General features: G+C 53.6%; 20 protein-coding genes, 1 tRNA gene and 2 rRNA genes. 13 read left to right on the top strand and 10 right to left on the bottom strand.

Annotation, left to right across the window (positions count from 1 at the left end):
- Nucleotides 1–7 precede the first annotated feature (7 nt).
- From AC2D8U_RS15950 to AC2D8U_RS15905, 10 genes are all read left to right on the top strand, one after another.
- A complete protein-coding gene (locus AC2D8U_RS15950) occupies nucleotides 8–214 on the top strand; it encodes a hypothetical protein (protein ID WP_484620066.1) in 207 nt (68 codons plus the stop codon).
- Nucleotides 211–1,476 (top strand): replication initiation factor domain-containing protein, encoded by a 1,266-nt coding sequence (locus tag AC2D8U_RS15945; RefSeq protein ID WP_484620065.1) that lies wholly within the window; start codon nucleotides 211–213, stop codon nucleotides 1,474–1,476. The genes AC2D8U_RS15950 and AC2D8U_RS15945 overlap by 4 nt, the downstream gene beginning before the upstream one ends.
- A 12-nt stretch (nucleotides 1,477–1,488) precedes the next feature.
- Nucleotides 1,489–1,803 (top strand): hypothetical protein, encoded by a 315-nt coding sequence (locus tag AC2D8U_RS15940; protein WP_484620064.1) that lies wholly within the window; start codon nucleotides 1,489–1,491, stop codon nucleotides 1,801–1,803.
- A gap of 118 nt (nucleotides 1,804–1,921) precedes the next feature.
- Nucleotides 1,922–2,149: a hypothetical protein gene (locus AC2D8U_RS15935; protein WP_484620063.1), complete on the top strand. Its 228-nt coding sequence runs from the start codon at nucleotides 1,922–1,924 to the stop codon at nucleotides 2,147–2,149.
- Nucleotides 2,150–2,182: 33 nt separating this feature from the next.
- Nucleotides 2,183–2,395, top strand: coding sequence for a hypothetical protein (locus AC2D8U_RS15930; protein ID WP_484620062.1), 213 nt, complete (start codon nucleotides 2,183–2,185; stop codon nucleotides 2,393–2,395).
- Nucleotides 2,396–2,827: 432 nt separating this feature from the next.
- Nucleotides 2,828–4,087: a hypothetical protein gene (locus tag AC2D8U_RS15925; protein ID WP_484620061.1), complete on the top strand. Its 1,260-nt coding sequence runs from the start codon at nucleotides 2,828–2,830 to the stop codon at nucleotides 4,085–4,087.
- Between the two features lie 2 nt (nucleotides 4,088–4,089).
- The gene (locus AC2D8U_RS15920; protein ID WP_484620060.1) at nucleotides 4,090–4,434 is read left to right on the top strand and encodes a DUF2523 family protein; all 345 of its coding nucleotides are present in this window, start codon (nucleotides 4,090–4,092) and stop codon (nucleotides 4,432–4,434) included.
- Between the two features lies 1 nt (nucleotide 4,435).
- On the top strand, nucleotides 4,436–5,815 hold the full coding sequence (locus tag AC2D8U_RS15915) for a zonular occludens toxin domain-containing protein (RefSeq protein WP_484620059.1): 1,380 nt from the start codon (nucleotides 4,436–4,438) through the stop codon (nucleotides 5,813–5,815).
- Between the two features lie 207 nt (nucleotides 5,816–6,022).
- Complete coding sequence (locus AC2D8U_RS15910) at nucleotides 6,023–6,262, top strand: hypothetical protein (RefSeq protein ID WP_484620058.1); 240 nt, start codon at nucleotides 6,023–6,025, stop codon at nucleotides 6,260–6,262.
- Between the two features lie 320 nt (nucleotides 6,263–6,582).
- Entirely contained in the window at nucleotides 6,583–6,789 is a 207-nt protein-coding gene (locus AC2D8U_RS15905; protein ID WP_484620057.1) for a hypothetical protein, read from the top strand.
- Between the two features lie 227 nt (nucleotides 6,790–7,016).
- Here AC2D8U_RS15905 and AC2D8U_RS15900 read toward each other — a convergent pair whose 3' ends face one another.
- Nucleotides 7,017–7,721 carry an HNH endonuclease family protein gene (locus AC2D8U_RS15900; protein ID WP_484620056.1) on the bottom strand — a complete coding sequence of 235 codons (705 nt, stop codon included), beginning with the start codon at nucleotides 7,719–7,721 and terminating at the stop codon, nucleotides 7,017–7,019.
- Nucleotides 7,722–7,940: 219 nt separating this feature from the next.
- Here AC2D8U_RS15900 and AC2D8U_RS15895 point away from each other — a divergent pair, with 219 nt between their 5' ends.
- The 3 genes from AC2D8U_RS15895 (at nucleotide 7,941) to AC2D8U_RS15885 (ending at nucleotide 11,235) form a co-directional block, all read left to right on the top strand.
- Nucleotides 7,941–8,600 carry a hypothetical protein gene (locus tag AC2D8U_RS15895; RefSeq protein WP_484620055.1) on the top strand — a complete coding sequence of 220 codons (660 nt, stop codon included), beginning with the start codon at nucleotides 7,941–7,943 and terminating at the stop codon, nucleotides 8,598–8,600.
- A gap of 568 nt (nucleotides 8,601–9,168) precedes the next feature.
- A complete protein-coding gene (locus tag AC2D8U_RS15890) occupies nucleotides 9,169–10,179 on the top strand; it encodes a tetratricopeptide repeat protein (RefSeq protein ID WP_484620054.1) in 1,011 nt (336 codons plus the stop codon).
- Nucleotides 10,180–10,575: 396 nt separating this feature from the next.
- Nucleotides 10,576–11,235, top strand: coding sequence for an AbiU2 domain-containing protein (locus AC2D8U_RS15885; RefSeq protein ID WP_484620053.1), 660 nt, complete (start codon nucleotides 10,576–10,578; stop codon nucleotides 11,233–11,235).
- Nucleotides 11,236–11,542: 307 nt separating this feature from the next.
- On the opposite strand, the gene pstB is transcribed toward AC2D8U_RS15885, so the two are convergent.
- The 9 genes from pstB to AC2D8U_RS15840 form a co-directional block, all read right to left on the bottom strand.
- Nucleotides 11,543–12,292 (bottom strand): phosphate ABC transporter ATP-binding protein PstB, encoded by a 750-nt coding sequence (pstB, locus tag AC2D8U_RS15880; RefSeq protein WP_484620052.1) that lies wholly within the window; start codon nucleotides 12,290–12,292, stop codon nucleotides 11,543–11,545.
- A gap of 23 nt (nucleotides 12,293–12,315) precedes the next feature.
- Nucleotides 12,316–13,161 (bottom strand): phosphate ABC transporter permease PstA, encoded by an 846-nt coding sequence (gene pstA, locus AC2D8U_RS15875; RefSeq protein ID WP_484620051.1) that lies wholly within the window; start codon nucleotides 13,159–13,161, stop codon nucleotides 12,316–12,318.
- Between the two features lies 1 nt (nucleotide 13,162).
- Nucleotides 13,163–14,077, bottom strand: a complete 915-nt coding sequence (gene pstC / locus AC2D8U_RS15870; protein ID WP_484620050.1) for a phosphate ABC transporter permease subunit PstC — start codon at nucleotides 14,075–14,077, stop codon at nucleotides 13,163–13,165.
- A 94-nt stretch (nucleotides 14,078–14,171) separates the two neighbouring features.
- A complete protein-coding gene (locus AC2D8U_RS15865) occupies nucleotides 14,172–14,987 on the bottom strand; it encodes a phosphate ABC transporter substrate-binding protein (protein WP_484620049.1) in 816 nt (271 codons plus the stop codon).
- A 264-nt stretch (nucleotides 14,988–15,251) separates the two neighbouring features.
- Nucleotides 15,252–15,596 carry a hypothetical protein gene (locus tag AC2D8U_RS15860; RefSeq protein WP_484620048.1) on the bottom strand — a complete coding sequence of 115 codons (345 nt, stop codon included), beginning with the start codon at nucleotides 15,594–15,596 and terminating at the stop codon, nucleotides 15,252–15,254.
- A gap of 66 nt (nucleotides 15,597–15,662) precedes the next feature.
- Nucleotides 15,663–16,178: a glutathione S-transferase family protein gene (locus AC2D8U_RS15855; RefSeq protein ID WP_484620047.1), complete on the bottom strand. Its 516-nt coding sequence runs from the start codon at nucleotides 16,176–16,178 to the stop codon at nucleotides 15,663–15,665.
- A 562-nt stretch (nucleotides 16,179–16,740) separates the two neighbouring features.
- Nucleotides 16,741–16,817: transfer RNA gene (locus tag AC2D8U_RS15850), tRNA-Asp, on the bottom strand.
- Between the two features lie 46 nt (nucleotides 16,818–16,863).
- Nucleotides 16,864–16,978, bottom strand: a 5S ribosomal RNA gene (rrf, locus tag AC2D8U_RS15845).
- Nucleotides 16,979–17,076: 98 nt separating this feature from the next.
- Nucleotides 17,077–17,287 (bottom strand): 23S ribosomal RNA (locus AC2D8U_RS15840); the annotation flags it as partial.

The following is a 17,287-nucleotide window of genomic DNA, read 5'->3' as shown; positions in this document are numbered from 1 at the left end:
CGTCATCATGTTAACCGTCTACTTCCAACAAGAACCCTGGGGCGATATCTCCGTCATGCTGCGCGGCGATACCCACATGTTCTCCAGCGTGTTTGAACTCGAAGCCTACTGCACAGAGCTGTACGGCCAAGAGTTCACGCTGATGGAAGTCACCGACGACAACTGGACCGAACTCTACCAATCCGGTGCCTTCCACCAGGGAGGCCACTCATGAAACTGCGTACCCATCGCCGCGTTCGCCAAGTGCTGCCGCAAACCATCATCGACTACCTCACCGTCACTTGGAGTCCCGAGGCACTCTATCAGATCAAGGCACTGGCTCGGGTCGGCGTCACCATCCGCTCACCCAAGGACCGGCGCGAATTCGAGTCCCCCTCCTGCCAACGTCACTGGGACAGCCAGTACCACAAAGGGATCGACAAACTGGCCCACCAAGAGCTGGCCGACCAACTAGAAGTCGCCAACCTCACGCCCAAGGGTCTGCCTTATCACGAAGCCCTGGAAGGACTGTGTGAACACCTGGGCTATGACCTGATCGACTCCGTGTGCCGGGGCGATATCGACCACTTCATCGGCCATATCAACGAAGGGCTGACCACCAACTACGATGCCCAGTGGAGCATCCACAAAAACGACAAGGGCCGCTTCCAATATCCCCACAGCGCCAACCTCAAGATTGGCGGATCGCTGGCTGGCTTGATCTGCTGGGGCGGCACCAACCTCGGATGCATGGTCTCCCTCACCGGCACCGGCTGTCAGTCCATCAACATGGCAGAGCTGTACCAGATCTTAAAAGGGATCCCCGGTATCAAGATCACCCGTGTCGACATTGCCCACGACGACCACACCGGCCAACGCTCCATCGACTGGGCCAGAGAGCAGGCACAGGGCGAGGGCTTTATGCTCTCCAACCGCCCTCCCCGCTACACCTACATCGAGTCCGGCCACATGGAGAGCACCGGGGCCAACAAAGCCGCCATTGCTGCCGGTCTGCCCCGCTACAAGTTCACCCCGGACTTGGGCCGCTCCTTCTACGTTGGCTCCCGTACCTCCGGCAAGCTCTACCGCGCCTACGAAAAGGGCAAGCAACTGGGCGTGACCTCCTCCGCCTGGGTACGCCATGAACTGGAGCTGCGCGATCAGGACCGGGTGATCCCCCTGGAAGTCCTGCTCAACCCCACCGACTACTTTGCCGGGGCCTATCCCTGCATGGGCTTCCTCAGTCAGATCCAACACCGCATCGAGACCATTCGACGCACCACACAAATCAACTTTGCCAAAGCCGTTGAGCATGGCGCGAAACAGGTTGGCCGGGTGCTCAACCTGATGAAGCAGATCGGCATGGCACCGGAAGCGATCATCGAGCGCCTGACCGCTCACCTGCAAGACGACGATATCCCGCTGCGGATGATGGGGCCTATCCCGCCGCCCCCGCCGCGCTATCAACCGAACGGATTTACCCCAAACCCTGCTTAAGGAGAAGCTGCTATGTCGACCATCAATGCCCTGGTTATTGCCGCCAAGATTGGTAAAGGCGTGTCCACCAAATCCGGCTCTGCCAAACCCTACGAGTTTGCCAACGTCACCTACCTGATCCCGGCAGATTCCTATGTCAACGAGAACCACAACATTCAGGTGGCCGGTATGGCCCCCACCGAGATCAACATGGCCCCGGATATGAAACTGCTGGGCCGCTTTCAGAACGAGGTGGAGCTGCCCATGTATCTCGACCTGGAACTGAGCCCCGATCCGAAAAAACCGGATCGCAACATCGTCACCGCCTTCAACGTTCCCAAGTCGTAAGGAGGCATCGCCATGTTGACCGTTCTGGGATGGCTGCAGGCCCTGCTGCTCGCCGGGTTAGTGCTGCGGCGCAAGTACCGGGAGTCCACCCGCCACTTCCTGCCGATGGACCGCTGACATGGCAACCTGCGTGACCTACGACGCTCAGACCGGGCAGATCCTGATGACAGGAGACACCCCTGAGCTGTGTACCGATTACGTCATCCAGTCCTCAACCGACTACGCGATGTTAAGTAGCGGCTCGGACTTTGACCAAGAGGTGTTCAACACCGTGACGGGCGTTCTGTTGCTTTCGTTCATCACGGGACACATGGCCGGGCGCATTGTGCGTTGGCTCGGCAAATAACCTAAGCAACACAACCTAAAAGGACTTACCACTATGAAAAAGTACGTTTCCACCCTCAAGAAAGCCGCCACTGTTGTCTCTGGCACCTTCGTCTCCGGCGCCGCGTTAGCTGCTGACTACTCCACCCAGATCGGCACCGCCACCACCGAAGGCCAAGCCAACGTGACCCTGGTTGTCGCTGGTGTGATTGGCCTAGCCGCCCTCACCTTCGGCGTGGGCGCGCTGGTTAGCTGGCTGCGCCGTTAATGCTGTTGTCACTGGCGCCCTACGACGCGCTGCTGTTTGCCTGCGCCTTTGTCTTGGTGTTCGTCAATGGCTTCGTCTCGGGCGTCCAGTGTCATTGACAGCTAACCCGGAGGGGGCGGCTCCGCCGCCCTTTTTTCTATGGATAAGGGACAAATTATGCACATCGTTTTCAGGATTGCCCTACTGACGATGTTCTCTGTAGCACACGCAAGTGAAGATTCAGTTCCGGCCGACTTTTCTCCATCAAAGTTGTATAAGTGCACATCCCAATCCCTGTACTTTGATAGCCTGAGTGACTCCGCCCAAAGCAGTGATAGCATCGGTGCCATCATCAAAAGCTGCCTTGAACATGCGAAGCAAGAAGTAAAATCAACATGGCCCGGCTACATAAACGCACACTGCGCCGACAACGGATTCTATTACGACGCCCATGTGACATCATCCGGCCCTGATTCCGCCTTGATTCAATACGGCATGTTCTACTGTGACGGCTCTAATAATTGGAGCAAGAATGCATTCATCGTAAGCGCCACCGATGGCCCCAATGTCGCAGTTTGTCCACCTCAGGCCCATCCGAAGTACGTCATCGGGCCAAAAGATGATCTCTGCTTTACCCTCTTAAGCGAGTGCGAAGACGGCTACTTCAAATACAAGATTGGCGATCCCCTGCAGTGTGTTCCCGTTCCCTGCTCTGTGGCCGGAACCCAGACCGATGTGATGGTCGATGGCCGCATGATTGGCGATGAAGGCGGGATCTACTGTGACGGCAAGTGCGCCTACAGCATCGATCCGGCCCTGCAACCTGTCTGGACCGGCGCACCAAACGGTAACAGCTTCCTCAACGGCGTCAGCCTGGGCGGCACCTGTGGCCAAGGTCCCGGTGACAACTGGGGCTTACCGGATGCCGATCACACCACCTGTACCTTCAGCACCAACGCCGCAGGCACCCAGTCTATCTCCTGTGAAGCCGCCGTCACCGAGCCGGATCCCACCAGCGACGAAGTGATCTCCACCACCCCAGAGGTACTGGCCGACGCTCCCACCGAACAAGTGCAACCGCTAGAGCCTTGTGTACCGGGTGACGCCGACTGCCAGCTCGGCAACATCATCAAGTCGGTGGAAAACACCTCCCTGGAGGAACGTACCGAGAAAGCCGAACTGCATAACAAGGCCGTTAAACATCAAACCCAGATGACCGAGATCCTCCGCTCCAACATCGTGTCGGTGGGCAGCGCCCAGAACAACAGCACCTATGTCCTGGGGCAGAAGCTCGACGCCATCAACACCACTTTGCAGGAAGGACTTGGCACCGGCAGCGGCTCAACTAACGGTAACGGCGATGGCGGTGGCAACGGCGATGGCGATGGAGAAGGCAGTGCCGGGTTCAGTCCGGGCAGCTCGCCATGGACCTACTCCGAACTGTTCGGCAGCGAGCGCCAGGCGCAATTAGCACAGCAACTTCAGGACGCCAAAACCACCCTGTCCGACACCTACCAGCAGATCAAAGGCGCGTTCTTTGGCTCCAGCCTCAATCTCAGTGGCGGCTCAGTGCCGGATAACAGCTTCGTAGTAAAAGGCGTCACCGTCCCCAGCGGCATCAACCTGTTTATGGAGCAGGCCAGCTACCTCTCCATCATCTTTCTTTTCCTCGCCACCCTGTTGGCGGTCTTCATCATCTTCAGGAGGAACTGACCATGGATTTCCTGATCGACTTCTTCGCCTGGATCGGTGAGTGGTTCGCCACCGTAAAGGAGTTTTTCACCTACCTGCCCCAGATCATCGAGGATGCATTGGTGACGCTCGGCACCTGGGGGATCCTGCTCTGGTTCAAGATCCAGATCGCCGCCCTGGAGTTTGCCTACGCCATCGGCCAAGAGCTGCTTGGCAACTTCGACGCCTACGCCGTGGTCTCCAGCGCCTTCAACGCCCTGCCCAGCGATCTGCGCGCCCTGGCTCACGCCTACGCCATCCCCGACTGTCTGCGCATCGTCATGGATGCACTGGCAACCCGTTTTGTCCTGACCTTCATGGGGTGGTGATATGGCCATTACCTTTCGTTACGGCCCCGCCGGCAGCTACAAAACCGCCGCCGCCGTCTGGTTCGATCTGCTTCCCGCCCTGGAGTCCGGGCGCATCGTCTACACCAACGTCGAAGGGATGCAGCCCCTCCACGTCATCGAGAAGCGGCTCAACAAGAAGTTTCCCGACTCCACCCGCCTCGTTCGGATCAGCTCCCGCAACACCACCGGCATAGAGCTGTGGCGCAACTGGTACAACTGGCTGCCCATCGGGGCCTTCGTCCTGCTCGATGAAGTCCAGGATGTGTTCGGCACCGCCACCGGCTTCAAGATGGCCAACTACCCGCACCGGCCCATCGAGGAGTTTCTGCCAGACCTGCCAGACAACCACGCCGAACTGTTCTATTCGCGCTGGCAACCCGTGGAGCAACTGGACGATGGGGAAGTGGATGACACGGGCCGCACCCAGTTCGACGAACAGGGCCGACTGCTCTACCCCTTCGACTTCAACGGCGCATGTATGCGTCACCGTAAATACAACTGGGATCTGGTGCTCTGTACCCCGGACTTCAAACAGATCCCCACCGAGGTTAAGGGCGTGGGCGAGATCGCCCGACAACACCGCTCCAAGGATTCCCTGGTGGTGTTCAAGCGCCGCCCCCGGATCTTCGAGCATCACCCGACCCTCACCGTCGCCAACCCCACCAAGCAAGACTTGGTTTATCAGCTCAAGGTGCCTATCCATGTCCATCTTCTCTACTCGTCCACCGGAACCGGCCAGATCACCGACAGCGGAGCCTCCGCATCCATTCTTAAAAATCCGAAGTTTCTCTTCGCTTTGCTGGGCATTGCGGTGGGCATTATTGCGATTGTACGAATGTTTTATAGTCTGCTGGTTGCAGATCCAGACGACGCTACGGCCACACCTGAAACCCTTAGCCCAGGGATTGAAGCGGCTGCTGCGCCCGGTGTGGTCCCTACTGGGCAAAGCCAGTCGGATCGTGCTGGCCTTCCTGATCGGCGCAATTCTGCTGCGCCTACTGCTTCGAGCGCTGGGGCTGCTGATGGTGTAGATCCCTTCTATCCGCTTCATCCCTATCAGGCGATCTACACCACCGGCTTCAGTGAAGTGCGTGGCCGTCATCTGGAGCGCACCGTTCTGTTCGAAGTGGTCACCGCCACCGGCACCTATCCGCTCACCTCAAAAGACCTTGGCTTCTTCGGGGTCCAGGTCGTCCAGTTCTCCGACTGCGTGATCCAACTGCAGAAAGGCGAACTCACCAAGTACGTGGGCTGTTTACCCCAACAAGCACCAAACGGTTCTCCGACATTAACCACACCAACCGACCAGCAAATTAAACGACCGGAGATCAACTTGCCTATTGCTTCAGTCTCCTTATAAGCGCCGCACAGCGAAAGCTGCAGCGAAGCGGCGCATATAAGGAGACAAAACAAAAGAGATATATAAAAGAAAATAACACCAAACACCCTTAATAACGTTAACTAAAGTTATTAGATCAAAATGCGATCAAAACAATCCGAAACTCAATGGATATATATCACTACTGACCTAAACTATATATACAACCTAAATATACCGGAGTTCATCATGTTTGCTTTAAATAAGGACGTTGTAGAAAACAAGAACTTTCCACTGCCCCACACTTTGAACAATAAGCAACTGGTCATGGAATACAAAGACCTGAGCATGTTCTGCCGTCTGCTGGCTGAAATGGCGTGTGAAATTAAAAACGACCAAGTGTATATCAAGTGCCGCGCCCGCTATCACAAGATGTTCGAGCTTCGTCGTCAGTACGAAAATGAAATTAACCTGCGCTTCGAGGATTGAGCCATGGAACTCTACGACCTGAGCGACGTACTGTTATGCGCCACCGCCTGGAGCCTTGCCATGCTCTGGATCTACTTGGATGCTAATTAAACTTCGTTTGCTCACACACTCGCTTACCCGTGCGTTGAAAAACCCCCTTCTCCAGGGCCGCGCGGACCCCCTCAGCTAACGCCCCACCACTGCCCGTTCGGAGGAACGGCCCACCCACTCCCTGCCAGACCGCTCTGCTCCTAAGACTTTCGTCCAGTATGCCCACACAAAAAGTGCGATTACCCTTGCCCTGAGGTCAACCACAGCGATACCCAGCAAGGAGGCTCAGTATGGCTAGTTCAACCCTCAATTGTTACGTGTGTTACGACTGCGGCTGCAGTGTGGACGCGCTCTATGGTGGCAAGTGCTACGAGTGCACCCATATTCGGCACAGTCCCCATATTAAGAAAGACACCCACGAAGAAGCGATGCACCACACCCGGATCACCCTCGGCCAGGAACCCATCCCCATACCCAAGTCATCCATCATCGACTGAGCAGGCCAGGATGGCCCAGCATCAGATACAGAACAGCCGGGGCATCTGCCCCGGCTGTTGCTTTGGTTCTTGGCCTTTGGCCTCTGGCGGAGCAGACTCAACACCACTCAGCGAGCCACATAGCTCCGAAACCGACTTTGCCCCCCCTTACTAATAGGGGGGGAATGGATACACCGACTACCAATTCGAATTTAAGTACAGCACTTCACTACTCGTAAAGAACCCAATCACAGACTGCAATACCTTGCCTTAGCCGCTGCTATTTGGGGTTCTTCCCAAGCTTTATACTGCAAGCCGTAAGTCTTCATCACTCTGTCAAAGCGCAGCAAATACTGACACCGAAACTCTTTGCGTGGTGGCAGCCACTCGGCTGGTCCTTGGGCGCCTTTCTGCCTGTTCAGTGCGGCTATGGTAATCACCAGATTGGCGTTATCATTGGCAAAACGCTCTCGCTTCTGCGCATCCCAATGCTTACTGCCTCGGTCCCATGAGTACGCGAGAGGAACAACATGATCGACATCCAGATCCCTTGCTACGTAGTGGGTTTTTCCAGAATAAACATCCAACCACTTTCCTCTATCCACTGTGCATTGGTTGTCGTTGGTAAAGGTTGTGTTAACAGCAGTTGATTGTGCCAGTAAGATCTCATGACGAGTATTCGGGCATGAACCATTCCAATGGCGGAAGGCACTGCGGTCGTAAGCGTTGGTATTATTCGATGCAGATCGTGGCCGCTGGGTACGATTAGCAGGAAGACGGCCACCAGCATCCAGGCAACTTTGCAAATCAAAATATGGCTCGTAATTTTTGGTATGGTTATAGGAAGGGCTAAGGTTATCGTGGCAAATCCCAGATCGAGAGAGTTTAACTACATCAGCAAATGTCAGGGCCGGTAGAGCCATCAGCCACAAGGCTAAAAACGTAGATTTCATTCTAATTTACAATTGGTTGAACTGGAGCTAGCCTATCAGTGAAAGGCCATGCAATTCAATGGGCGGGTATGACCGCTATGGCGCCAAAACCAGCCCTTGAGTGCCCCCTTGAACCTTCGATGCCTCAACGTAGCTGGGCTTCAATAATCAAATTGTGTACGGTGTATAGCGATCGTTTTATGATGTTTCAATCACTCTAAAAGTATTCAAGGATTAGAAATGCTTAATAAAGTACTTGTTGTTTTTTCTGTCATCTCTGTACTAGCTGGTTGCGCCAGTACTTCTTCACTAAATCAACCAACCTATACAAATGTGTCCATTCCCGAATTGAACACTGAGGTAACTGCCTATCTTGGCGATCAGCTAGTTCGTCAAGCACTAGGTTATTCAAATAAAGCACTACGTCTGGGAAGTGCAAATGGTGCTGCATCACGAATTAAAGCCGGGATATTTGTAAAAAGTTCCGATGGGAAGTACCGTCCGACAGGTAATGCGGAAGCCAAAGTAAAAAACGGATATGGACAAGATGCTGGCGATACTCCAATCACTTACAATCCCCAAAAAGGTGAAGTTTGCGCCGCATTTATGAGCTGTTATTCTCGCGACGAGATCATGATCGAAGAAATTGCTGAGCACTTCATTCAAGCCGACAACAGCCTCCAACAAGTCATCGAGTACAATGGACGTTCTGGTGATATCCTCAGATTTACATATCGAGAGTTTACAGATGGGATGGCTCGCCCCGCATTTACATCTGACTTCACGGTCGACCTGTCTGACGGCGATAATATCGCAGGATACAAAGGTGCCTTATTTGAGATTATTGATGCGACAAACAGCCGAATAACTTACAAAGTAATTCGAAACTTTAATTCATAACTGTTGGATCCCTGGCGAATGGTTGGACTGCCCTGCTTCAACTTAGATAGACCCCCACGATTATGATTGGCAGCGATGCCTTAGATTTACATCGTTGAACGGCCGGAATGGGGCGGGAAGTGCCACGTTTGAGATTGAGGTGCATTCAGGTTTCGCAATTGAGTCAGAAAGCGTCAGTCGATATGATGATTGTGCCGCAGTAATTCGACCTCTCGGCAATGAGCATATGCTCAAAACCGTTTTGAGGGTCATTACTGCGGCTTTATCATGCCTTTCTCAATGACCGCTTTGGGGCGCAAGGAGTCACCGCTCAACTGCAAAAGCCGCCTTCCTAGCAGATCTTACGGCAAGCGTCGACTTTGGTTCCAAGAGAACCCAATCGTTGTTTCAATTGCGATGACACCTTGAACCCTACAATCAGACGAGTAGGCCTTCCTTGGATTGGCGCAATAACAGGCCCTTTGAGATTGCGCCAACAATTCCTCCATTATTAATGATGTTAAACACTTGGTTCCATCTCATGGATCATCAACCTATAATGAGGAAAACCCGATTGTGAGTTTATGATATGGAAATCAAAAAGTTACTTTGCCCGTTAGTAGTTGCTCTGCTCTTCTCCTTGCCCACCTTCGCTCAAGAAGAACTGACTGATGATCAGACAGAAACTATTCAGTTAGCCGAGCAGGGCGATGTCAGGGCGCAATTCAACCTGGGTGTGATGTACCGAAACGGCCGTGGGGTGGCACAAAGCGACACCGACGCCGTCGCCTGGTACCGCAAGGCCGCCGAGCAGGGTTATGCTGACGCACAAACCAACCTGGGTGTGATGTATGAAAACGGCACGGGGGTGGCACAAAGCGACTCCGACGCCGTTGCCTGGTACCGCAAGGCCGCCGAGCAGGGTGAGGTATATGCACAAACCAACCTGGGCTGGATGTATGAAAACGGCACGGGGGTGGCACAAAGCGACACCGACGCCGTCGCCTGGTACCGAAAGGCCGCGGAGCAGGGTTATGCTAAAGCGAAATCAAACCTGACAACCCTAGAGGCCAAGATCGCAAAAGCCAAAGCGGAAGCTCAATTCACCACGGAGCTGTTCGGCGAAAAGCTGATGGTCACCAACCGAGCCAGCATGCGTAAAGCCACCAAGCAGGCAGGTGCAACAGTCAAACAGGAAGACAGTCAAAAATGGGGTGACACCTACAACAGCGCAGCGATCCTCAAAGGTTCATCCGAGCTCTACCTTGAGTACACCGTCGACGACAGCGGGCTATCGTTCGCGCGTTATACTTTTCCAGGCTTCATGAAAACCCAATTAGTGGTTGAGGTAAAAAACTTTGTTGCACGCAAATACGGTCAACCTGACCGCAGCAGTGGCAACCCTGGCTTGGGGGAGGTAACTTACAGTTGGCGGTTAAAAGATGGGGTTGAGTTGGAAGTCAGCCGTGGGTGGCCCGACACCACCACCTATTTGACCTTTACCCACCCTAAGAACTACGCTGCCACCAAAGCAGAGCAGCGGCGTCAAAAGGAGCAACGCGAAGCCAAGGCGTACGATAACCAGAGTAACGCCTTCTGAGTTCGGTCAACTACAAAAGCCCGCTAAACGGCGGGCTTTGCGCATTGCCGTTCGGTGGGAGTTCGAACGGCTCAGGGTGTTTAGTAGGTCAAAGCCATTTTAAGCCGAAACGACCGACAAGGGCGATTGCTGCCATCTGGATGCCTGTCTGCAAAGACGTTGCGTAACTTGCTGGCTATGCCCACGTCGGCGCCAACAGCGGCCGTTCGCTGGGGCTGGCGCACTTTTACCGGATGGATTCTCTGTTTCACCCAATGGATAGTCTCAATCGACACCTAAGCGATTGATTAAGAGGAGATCGATTGCTACGTTGGAAGCACTTTCAACGGTGTTAATGCGACAACAAAGGTACTAACAGGCGCGATAACACCACTGTTATGCCTATTGGAGTAAGTTTTGACAGAAGATGATAAATCTGGCGTTTCAGTTTACGCGTCAATTGACGAATATTGTAAGGCTAACAATTTACCTTTGCCGCATAGAGTTGACTTTGATCGTTCCAAAGTTAATCCAAAAGAATTGAAAGTGCTGAAAAGCTATTTTGTTAGTTTGTGTACTGATTTAACGTTGTATAGTGAATTATTCACGTTTCAAGAATCAGTAGATGTTTTAAACGAGTTTAATTCATTGGTTTTCTCACGTATACAAAAGGCGTATATAGAAAAACTATGCTTAAGCATCGCTTGTTTATTAGATCCAGCTGAAACAGGAAAGAACAAAAACCTATCGCTGGACCGCATAGTAACACAGTGTGACTGTCCAGAGTTGGATGACAAACTTAGCAAACTTAATGAACTTTATGAGTCAACAGGTATAAAACAGTGGCGGCAGAAGTTACTGGCCCATAACGACCTAAGAACATTGATGGGCGCTAAGTCTTTGAACTTGAAATTTGGGCATGATGATATAGAAAACATCATAGAACTTATCCAAGAAATCTTTGATGACATATCTGACCCAACAGTTCATACAGATATAAAAGTAGTATTGCCGTACGATAAAAATGGTAGAGCATTCATCAGAAAACTACAGTGCTCATTGGGCGATGAGGCATAACAAATAAGGATAGACCGCAAGCGGCCCTGGTGGCGCAACGCTCCGCCGCTTTTTAGGCGTTACCGCTGAGCTTCTGAACGGCTGGTGTGGGGCGTTAGCTGCCCGTTGGCTCGTCGTGGCCTGCTCTTCCTGATAACCATGACTCCGAGTATTACTTGCCCACAACGGTGCAGATCGCAATGATGGCATCGTAGACAAAAAGTAGACAGCAGCCAAGAACAAGACCAGCTAAATAACTAATATAAAACACTTTTAATATGCCAAAAAAAGCGCCCCGAAGGGCGCTTTGACTTTCTTGCGGGTGGGTTTAACCGAAGTCCCCGGTAATGTAACCGTGGGTACGTTTGTCTTTGGGCGCAGTGAAGATCTGCTCGGTGTCGCCGTGCTCCACCAGTTCGCCCATCAGGAAGAAGGCGGTCTTGTCGGCGATACGACGGGCCTGAGCCATGGAGTGGGTGACGATCACCACGGTAAACTCCTTGCGCAGATCTTCCATCAGCTCCTCGATACGGGCGGTGGCGATAGGATCCAGCGCTGAGGTCGGCTCATCCATCAGGATCACATCGGGCTTCATGGCGATGGTACGGGCAATACACAAGCGCTGCTGCTGGCCGCCGGACAGGCCAAAGGCGTGGGAGTTCAGGCGGTCTTTCACCTCATCCCACAGCGCCGCTCGGCGCAGCGCCTGCTCGACGATCTGATCCAGGGTTTTCTTATCTTTCACGCCCTGGGCCTTCTGACCGTAGGCCACGTTCTCGTAGATGCTCATGGGGAAGGGGTTCGCCTTCTGGAACACCATGCCGCAACGCATGCGCAGTTTACGGACATCGACATCGGCGTAGATGTCAGCACCGTCCATCTTCACGCTGCCATCGATGCGCACGCCGGCGATCAGATCGTTCATGCGGTTCAAGGTACGCAGTAAAGTGGACTTACCACAGCCGGATGGGCCGATAAAGGCGGTCACCTGCTTCTGCGGGATCGCCAGTTCAATGGATTTCAGCGCCTTGTTCTCGCCGTAGTAAAGGTCCAGATCTTTGATTTCAAAAGTGTTCATTGTCATATACCGCAAAAGTCTGTTTAGTAAGTCGCTTTACTGAATTTGTTAGAGATGAACTTGGTGACGAGGTTGATCGTCAGCACCACCAGCACCAGGACCGTGGCAGTAGCAAACGCCATATTCCAGTCATGTTGGGTGTAGAGTTCGGTGGTCAGCATATACAGGTGCACCGTCAGGGTACGGCCGGAGTCAAAGACCGATTCAGGGATCCGTGCAACCATACCGGCGGTCAGGAATACCGGGGCAGATTCCCCGACGATCCGGCCGATGGAGAGGATCAGTGAGGTCACGATCCCCGGCATGGCAGCAGGCAGGATCACCCGCCAGATGGTGTACAGACGCGAGGCACCCAGACCAAAGGAGGCTTCACGGTAGGACAATGGAACAGCGATGATCGCTTCTTCGGTAGTACGAATTATCACGGGCAAAATCAGAATAGCCAGGGTCAGACTGCCGGACAGGATGGAGAATCCAAGGCCCAGCGCCACAACGAAGAAGGTCATACCAAACAGGCCGTAAACAATGGAGGGGATCCCCGCCAGTGCTTCGGTACAAAAACGGATCAGTTTAACCAGTTTACTTCCCGGCTTTGCGTACTCCGTCAGGTAGATGGCCGTCATGATGCCAATTGGCGCGGCAATGGCGATGGACAGCAACACCATGTAAACGGTCGCTACGATCATCGGCCAGATCCCCTCTTCATCACCGGTACGGGTGTAGTTGTCGGTGATAAAGCTCCAGTCGATGTAGGCAATGCCGTTGCTGACGATGTAGAACAGGATCCAGATCAGAAAGCCCATGGTGAGGACGGCGGAGGACCAGATCAGGCCGGTCAGGATCTTATCTTGATTATCGTTGGAGAACATATTATTTGGCCTTCTCACGGTTCAGGTACATCAGGGTCCCGTTGAGGAGCATGACAAAGATCAGCAGTACAACGCCTGAGGCGTAGAGGGCACTGGCGTGAACACCGGTGGCGTAGGACATCTCCAGGGCGATGTTTGCCGTCAAAGTCCGAGCTGAGTCCAAGATCCCCTGAGGCATCGCTGGCGTGTTGCCCATTACCATGATGATGGCCATGGTCTCACCGACCGCACGGGCGATCCCCAGGATCACGCCGGTCAGGATCCCAGAGCGGGCCGCGGGCACGAGAACATGGAAGATGGTGTAGATCTTGGAGGCCCCCAAGGCCAAAGAACCCTCTTTATACTGCCGAGGTACTGCACGCAAGGAGGTCTCGGACACGGCAATCACCGTCGGCAGGATCATAATGGCCAGAACGATGGAGCCTGCCAGGACCGTCGCCCCCGTCGGAATACCGAAGAGATCCTCCAGCAGTGGCACAATCACCACCAGGCCAAAGAAGCCATACACCACGGAGGGAATGCCTGCCAGCAGTTCGATGGCTGGTCGCATAATACTGACCAGGCGTGCTGGGGCGATCTCGGCCAGGAAGATGGCGGTCAATACACCGACTGGTACACCGAGCACCACGGCAACACCGGTGGCCAGCAGCGAGCCAACAATCATAGGTGCAATGCCGTAAAGGGCTGGCGGCAGCCAATGCATGCCAAAGACCATGCCACCCACACCGGCTTCCTGGAAGGAAGCGGCACTCTCTTTCACCAGAAAGAAACCAATAACAATTACCGAGGCGACCCCGATAAAGGCGCTGAGCAAAAACAGCCCATGGAACGCGTGCTCGATGAAATCGCGGCGGCGGCAGCTTTTCAGCTCAGCCTGCGTCAATTCACCCTGTACCATTGCGTTTACTTCAGACATAAATTCTTAACAACCCTTTGAAACCCGCAAACAGGCTGCAGCACCCCTGCCGCAGCCCGCTAGAATCGCTTGGCTTATTTAGCCAGCGATTGGCTTATTTAGCCGGTACGTAGCCTTTCTTGGCGACGATTTCCTGACCTTCTTCAGACAGGATCCAATCGATAAACTCCTGAGCGTAACCCGGGGTCTTAGGACCGGTCATCAGTACAAAGGAGCGAGCTACCGGGTAGCTTCCGTTTTGTACGTTGGCTACCAGGGCATCAACGCCGTTGACGTCCAGAGCCTTCACTGACTGATCGACGGTCCCCAAAGAGATGTAGCCGATAGCGCGGGGGTTTTGACCCGCTGTGGTTTTCACCATGCCGTTACCATTGGCCACTTGGGCACGAGGCGAGATGGCGGAAACCTTCATACCGTTGATCTTCTGCTTCAAAGACAACACGTCTTCGAAACCTGCGCGGGTACCGGATGCAGTGTCACGGGTCACGGCAACAATCGGTGCTTTTTCACCGCCGACCTGGGCCCAGTTCGTGATCTCACCACGATAGATGGCGGCTACCTGCTCTGTGGTCAGGTTTCCAACCTTATTGTTAGGGTGAACAACGATAGCGATGCCGTCATTCGCCATCACGATGCGCTTCACGCCAGCTTCGACTTCGCTGTCCGCAACGGCACGAGAAGCCATGCCGATGTGGGAAGTACCCTGGTTGGCAGCGCGAATGCCGGCAGAGGAACCAGGCCCCTGAACTTCGACAAAGTGACCTGTCTTCTTGCCATAGGTCTCAGCCAAAACTTCCATCAGGCTGGTCATAGAGTTAGAACCAGATACAGTGATGGTTTCGCCAGCAATGGCGCTGGATGCGGTGAACATAGACATCAGCGCCAAAGCGCCAGCAGCAAATTTTTTCATGGTAAAAACCCTAAGTTTTCCTTGTTTGGCCACACTCTCTGGGCGGCGAGTGCATTAAGCCAAAACGAAATGACAGAAATATTTCACTTAGGTTCCAGTTGTGTGTCAGCGATCCCCGAAGAACTGGCCAATAGAACAAGCGCTTCATAGTTAGTCGATTTCCCGCCTTTTTAGAACTCTATTTGACCAGGGGTGTCTTGGTTTGCAGCAGCATATCGCAAAGTCACAAACACAAAAAAACGCCCTTTTGGGCGTTTTTTTCTGTTATCGGGGTCGAACCTCAATCCTGTCCGTGACGCTCAAGCGGATCCTGGCGCCATCCAAGGTCTCCATTTCACGTTTATTGAGCTGAGACCGACGGACGATATAGATCTGCGACTCACCATTTTGGCCAATCACTCGAACCTCTACCGGCTGTTGTCCATCCCAAATACGATGGGCTGCCCAACCCAGAATGCCGATCAGGACAAGGCCTCCCAGGCCCAGGAGCCAGGGTGAGGCATTCGGCAAATTCCTCACCGGTTGCGAAGATGGCGATGCAGAGCGCTTGCGAAGGTAGGCCACCACAATCGCGATAACCAATAGAGTAAAAAGAAGTTTTGTCAGCATGTTCGGCACTCAATAAAGTCTGCCGACAGTATACCCTGGCCCTTTCCAATTGACGCAAAACGCTGTCTAAAACACCGCCGACGTCGCAGCCACGCTGCCACGCTCTGCGATCAGTCGATACCAGCCTGCCAGCCTCTCCTGTGCCTCACCCTCCTGTCCCCTTAACAGGGAAAACAAACACAGATCAGCAACGCTGAGGGCGCCATCCACTAAATAGTCACCACGCGTTAGATCATCCGGTAATACCTGAAGCAAAGGGGTCAGCCATGTAGAGTCGTCACGTTTGGAGAGCCTCACAAACAAGGATACCCACTGCAATACTCTGGCTCGCGCCAAGGGCTCATTGGGGAGGAGATCCGGCCCAGGCGCGACATCATTGATGTAGTACAGGATCGCTAACGTCTCCCAAAGGGTTTCTCCTTCATGCTGTAAAACCGGCCCCTGCCGTTCGCCCAGTTCACGCAATAACGAGGCAGGCAGCTCAGGCTCATGACAGAATGCCAGGCCCTTCTCTTCGCAGCATAAGGCCACCATAAAGGTTGTCACAGCCGTCCTGGGGCCATAAAGCGTGATTGGCAACATCTTCGCCTCCAATTACTGACACTGTAACAAGCTTAGCTATCGCGGGATCAGCTACCAAACTTATTGGGATAAAAGCATTTACTGTCCCCACATTTCGGTTCTCAGTACACAAGACATAAAGCCTGAATCCATCTGCCAAGACACCCAGTCTCACACTGTGTGCATTAAGTGGGTTCGTTTCCGGGACTCAAGGGGGGCGCCCAGCCACGCGACCACGGGCAAAGCCCGTCAGGGAGTAGATATGCGAAAAAACCCAGCCGTTAGGCTGGGTTTATCGAAATAATGGCGGGTGAAGCGGAACCGAAGCACAGCTTCGCAGTTCGCTGAAGTGGAGGCAGGACGCCGACAGGGCACCGTCACAGGGAGGTGTTGCCGTAATATGCCAAGTACGAACCTCTTCAGCGACGCAGGCCCGTAGCGGCTGCCAGGGATGGCAGCCTGGGGGATGACACAGGATGTGTTGTTCGCACCAAAGGCGCACGTACCACTGCACCGTCCACTCATTGAACTTCATAAATGCAAAAAAGCCTGAGTCTTTCGACTCAGGCTTTCTGCAAATAGATGGCGGAGTGGACGGGACTCGAACCCGCGACCCCCGGCGTGACAGGCCGGTATTCTAACCAACTGAACTACCACTCCGCACTATTCTGTGCTGCTACCCGCCTTAGCGAATAACAAAATTGGCGTCTGGCGATGACCTACTCTCACATGGGAACTCCCACACTACCATCGGCGCAACTGCGTTTCACTTCCGAGTTCGGCATGGGATCGGGTGGGGCCACAGCGCTATTGTCACCAGACAAAAAACGTACAATTTGGATAAGCTGACGACCTGACGGTCATTCTCTTCAATTCTTACAAGGCTTTGATATCCAGCACAAAACCACTTGGGTGTTGTATGGTTAAGCCTCACGGGTCATTAGTACAGGTTAGCTCAACGCCTCACAACGCTTACACACCCTGCCTATCAACGTCGTAGTCTTCGACGGCCCTTTAGAGACCTTAAAGGTCTAGTGAGAACTCATCTTGAGGCTCGCTTCCCGCTTAGATGCTTTCAGCGGTTATCGATTCCGAACTTAGCTACCCGGCAATGCATCTGGCGATACAAC

It is taken from the genome of Ferrimonas sp. YIN67, assembly GCF_057219095.1.
This window is presented reverse-complemented; position numbering and strand designations above follow the sequence as displayed.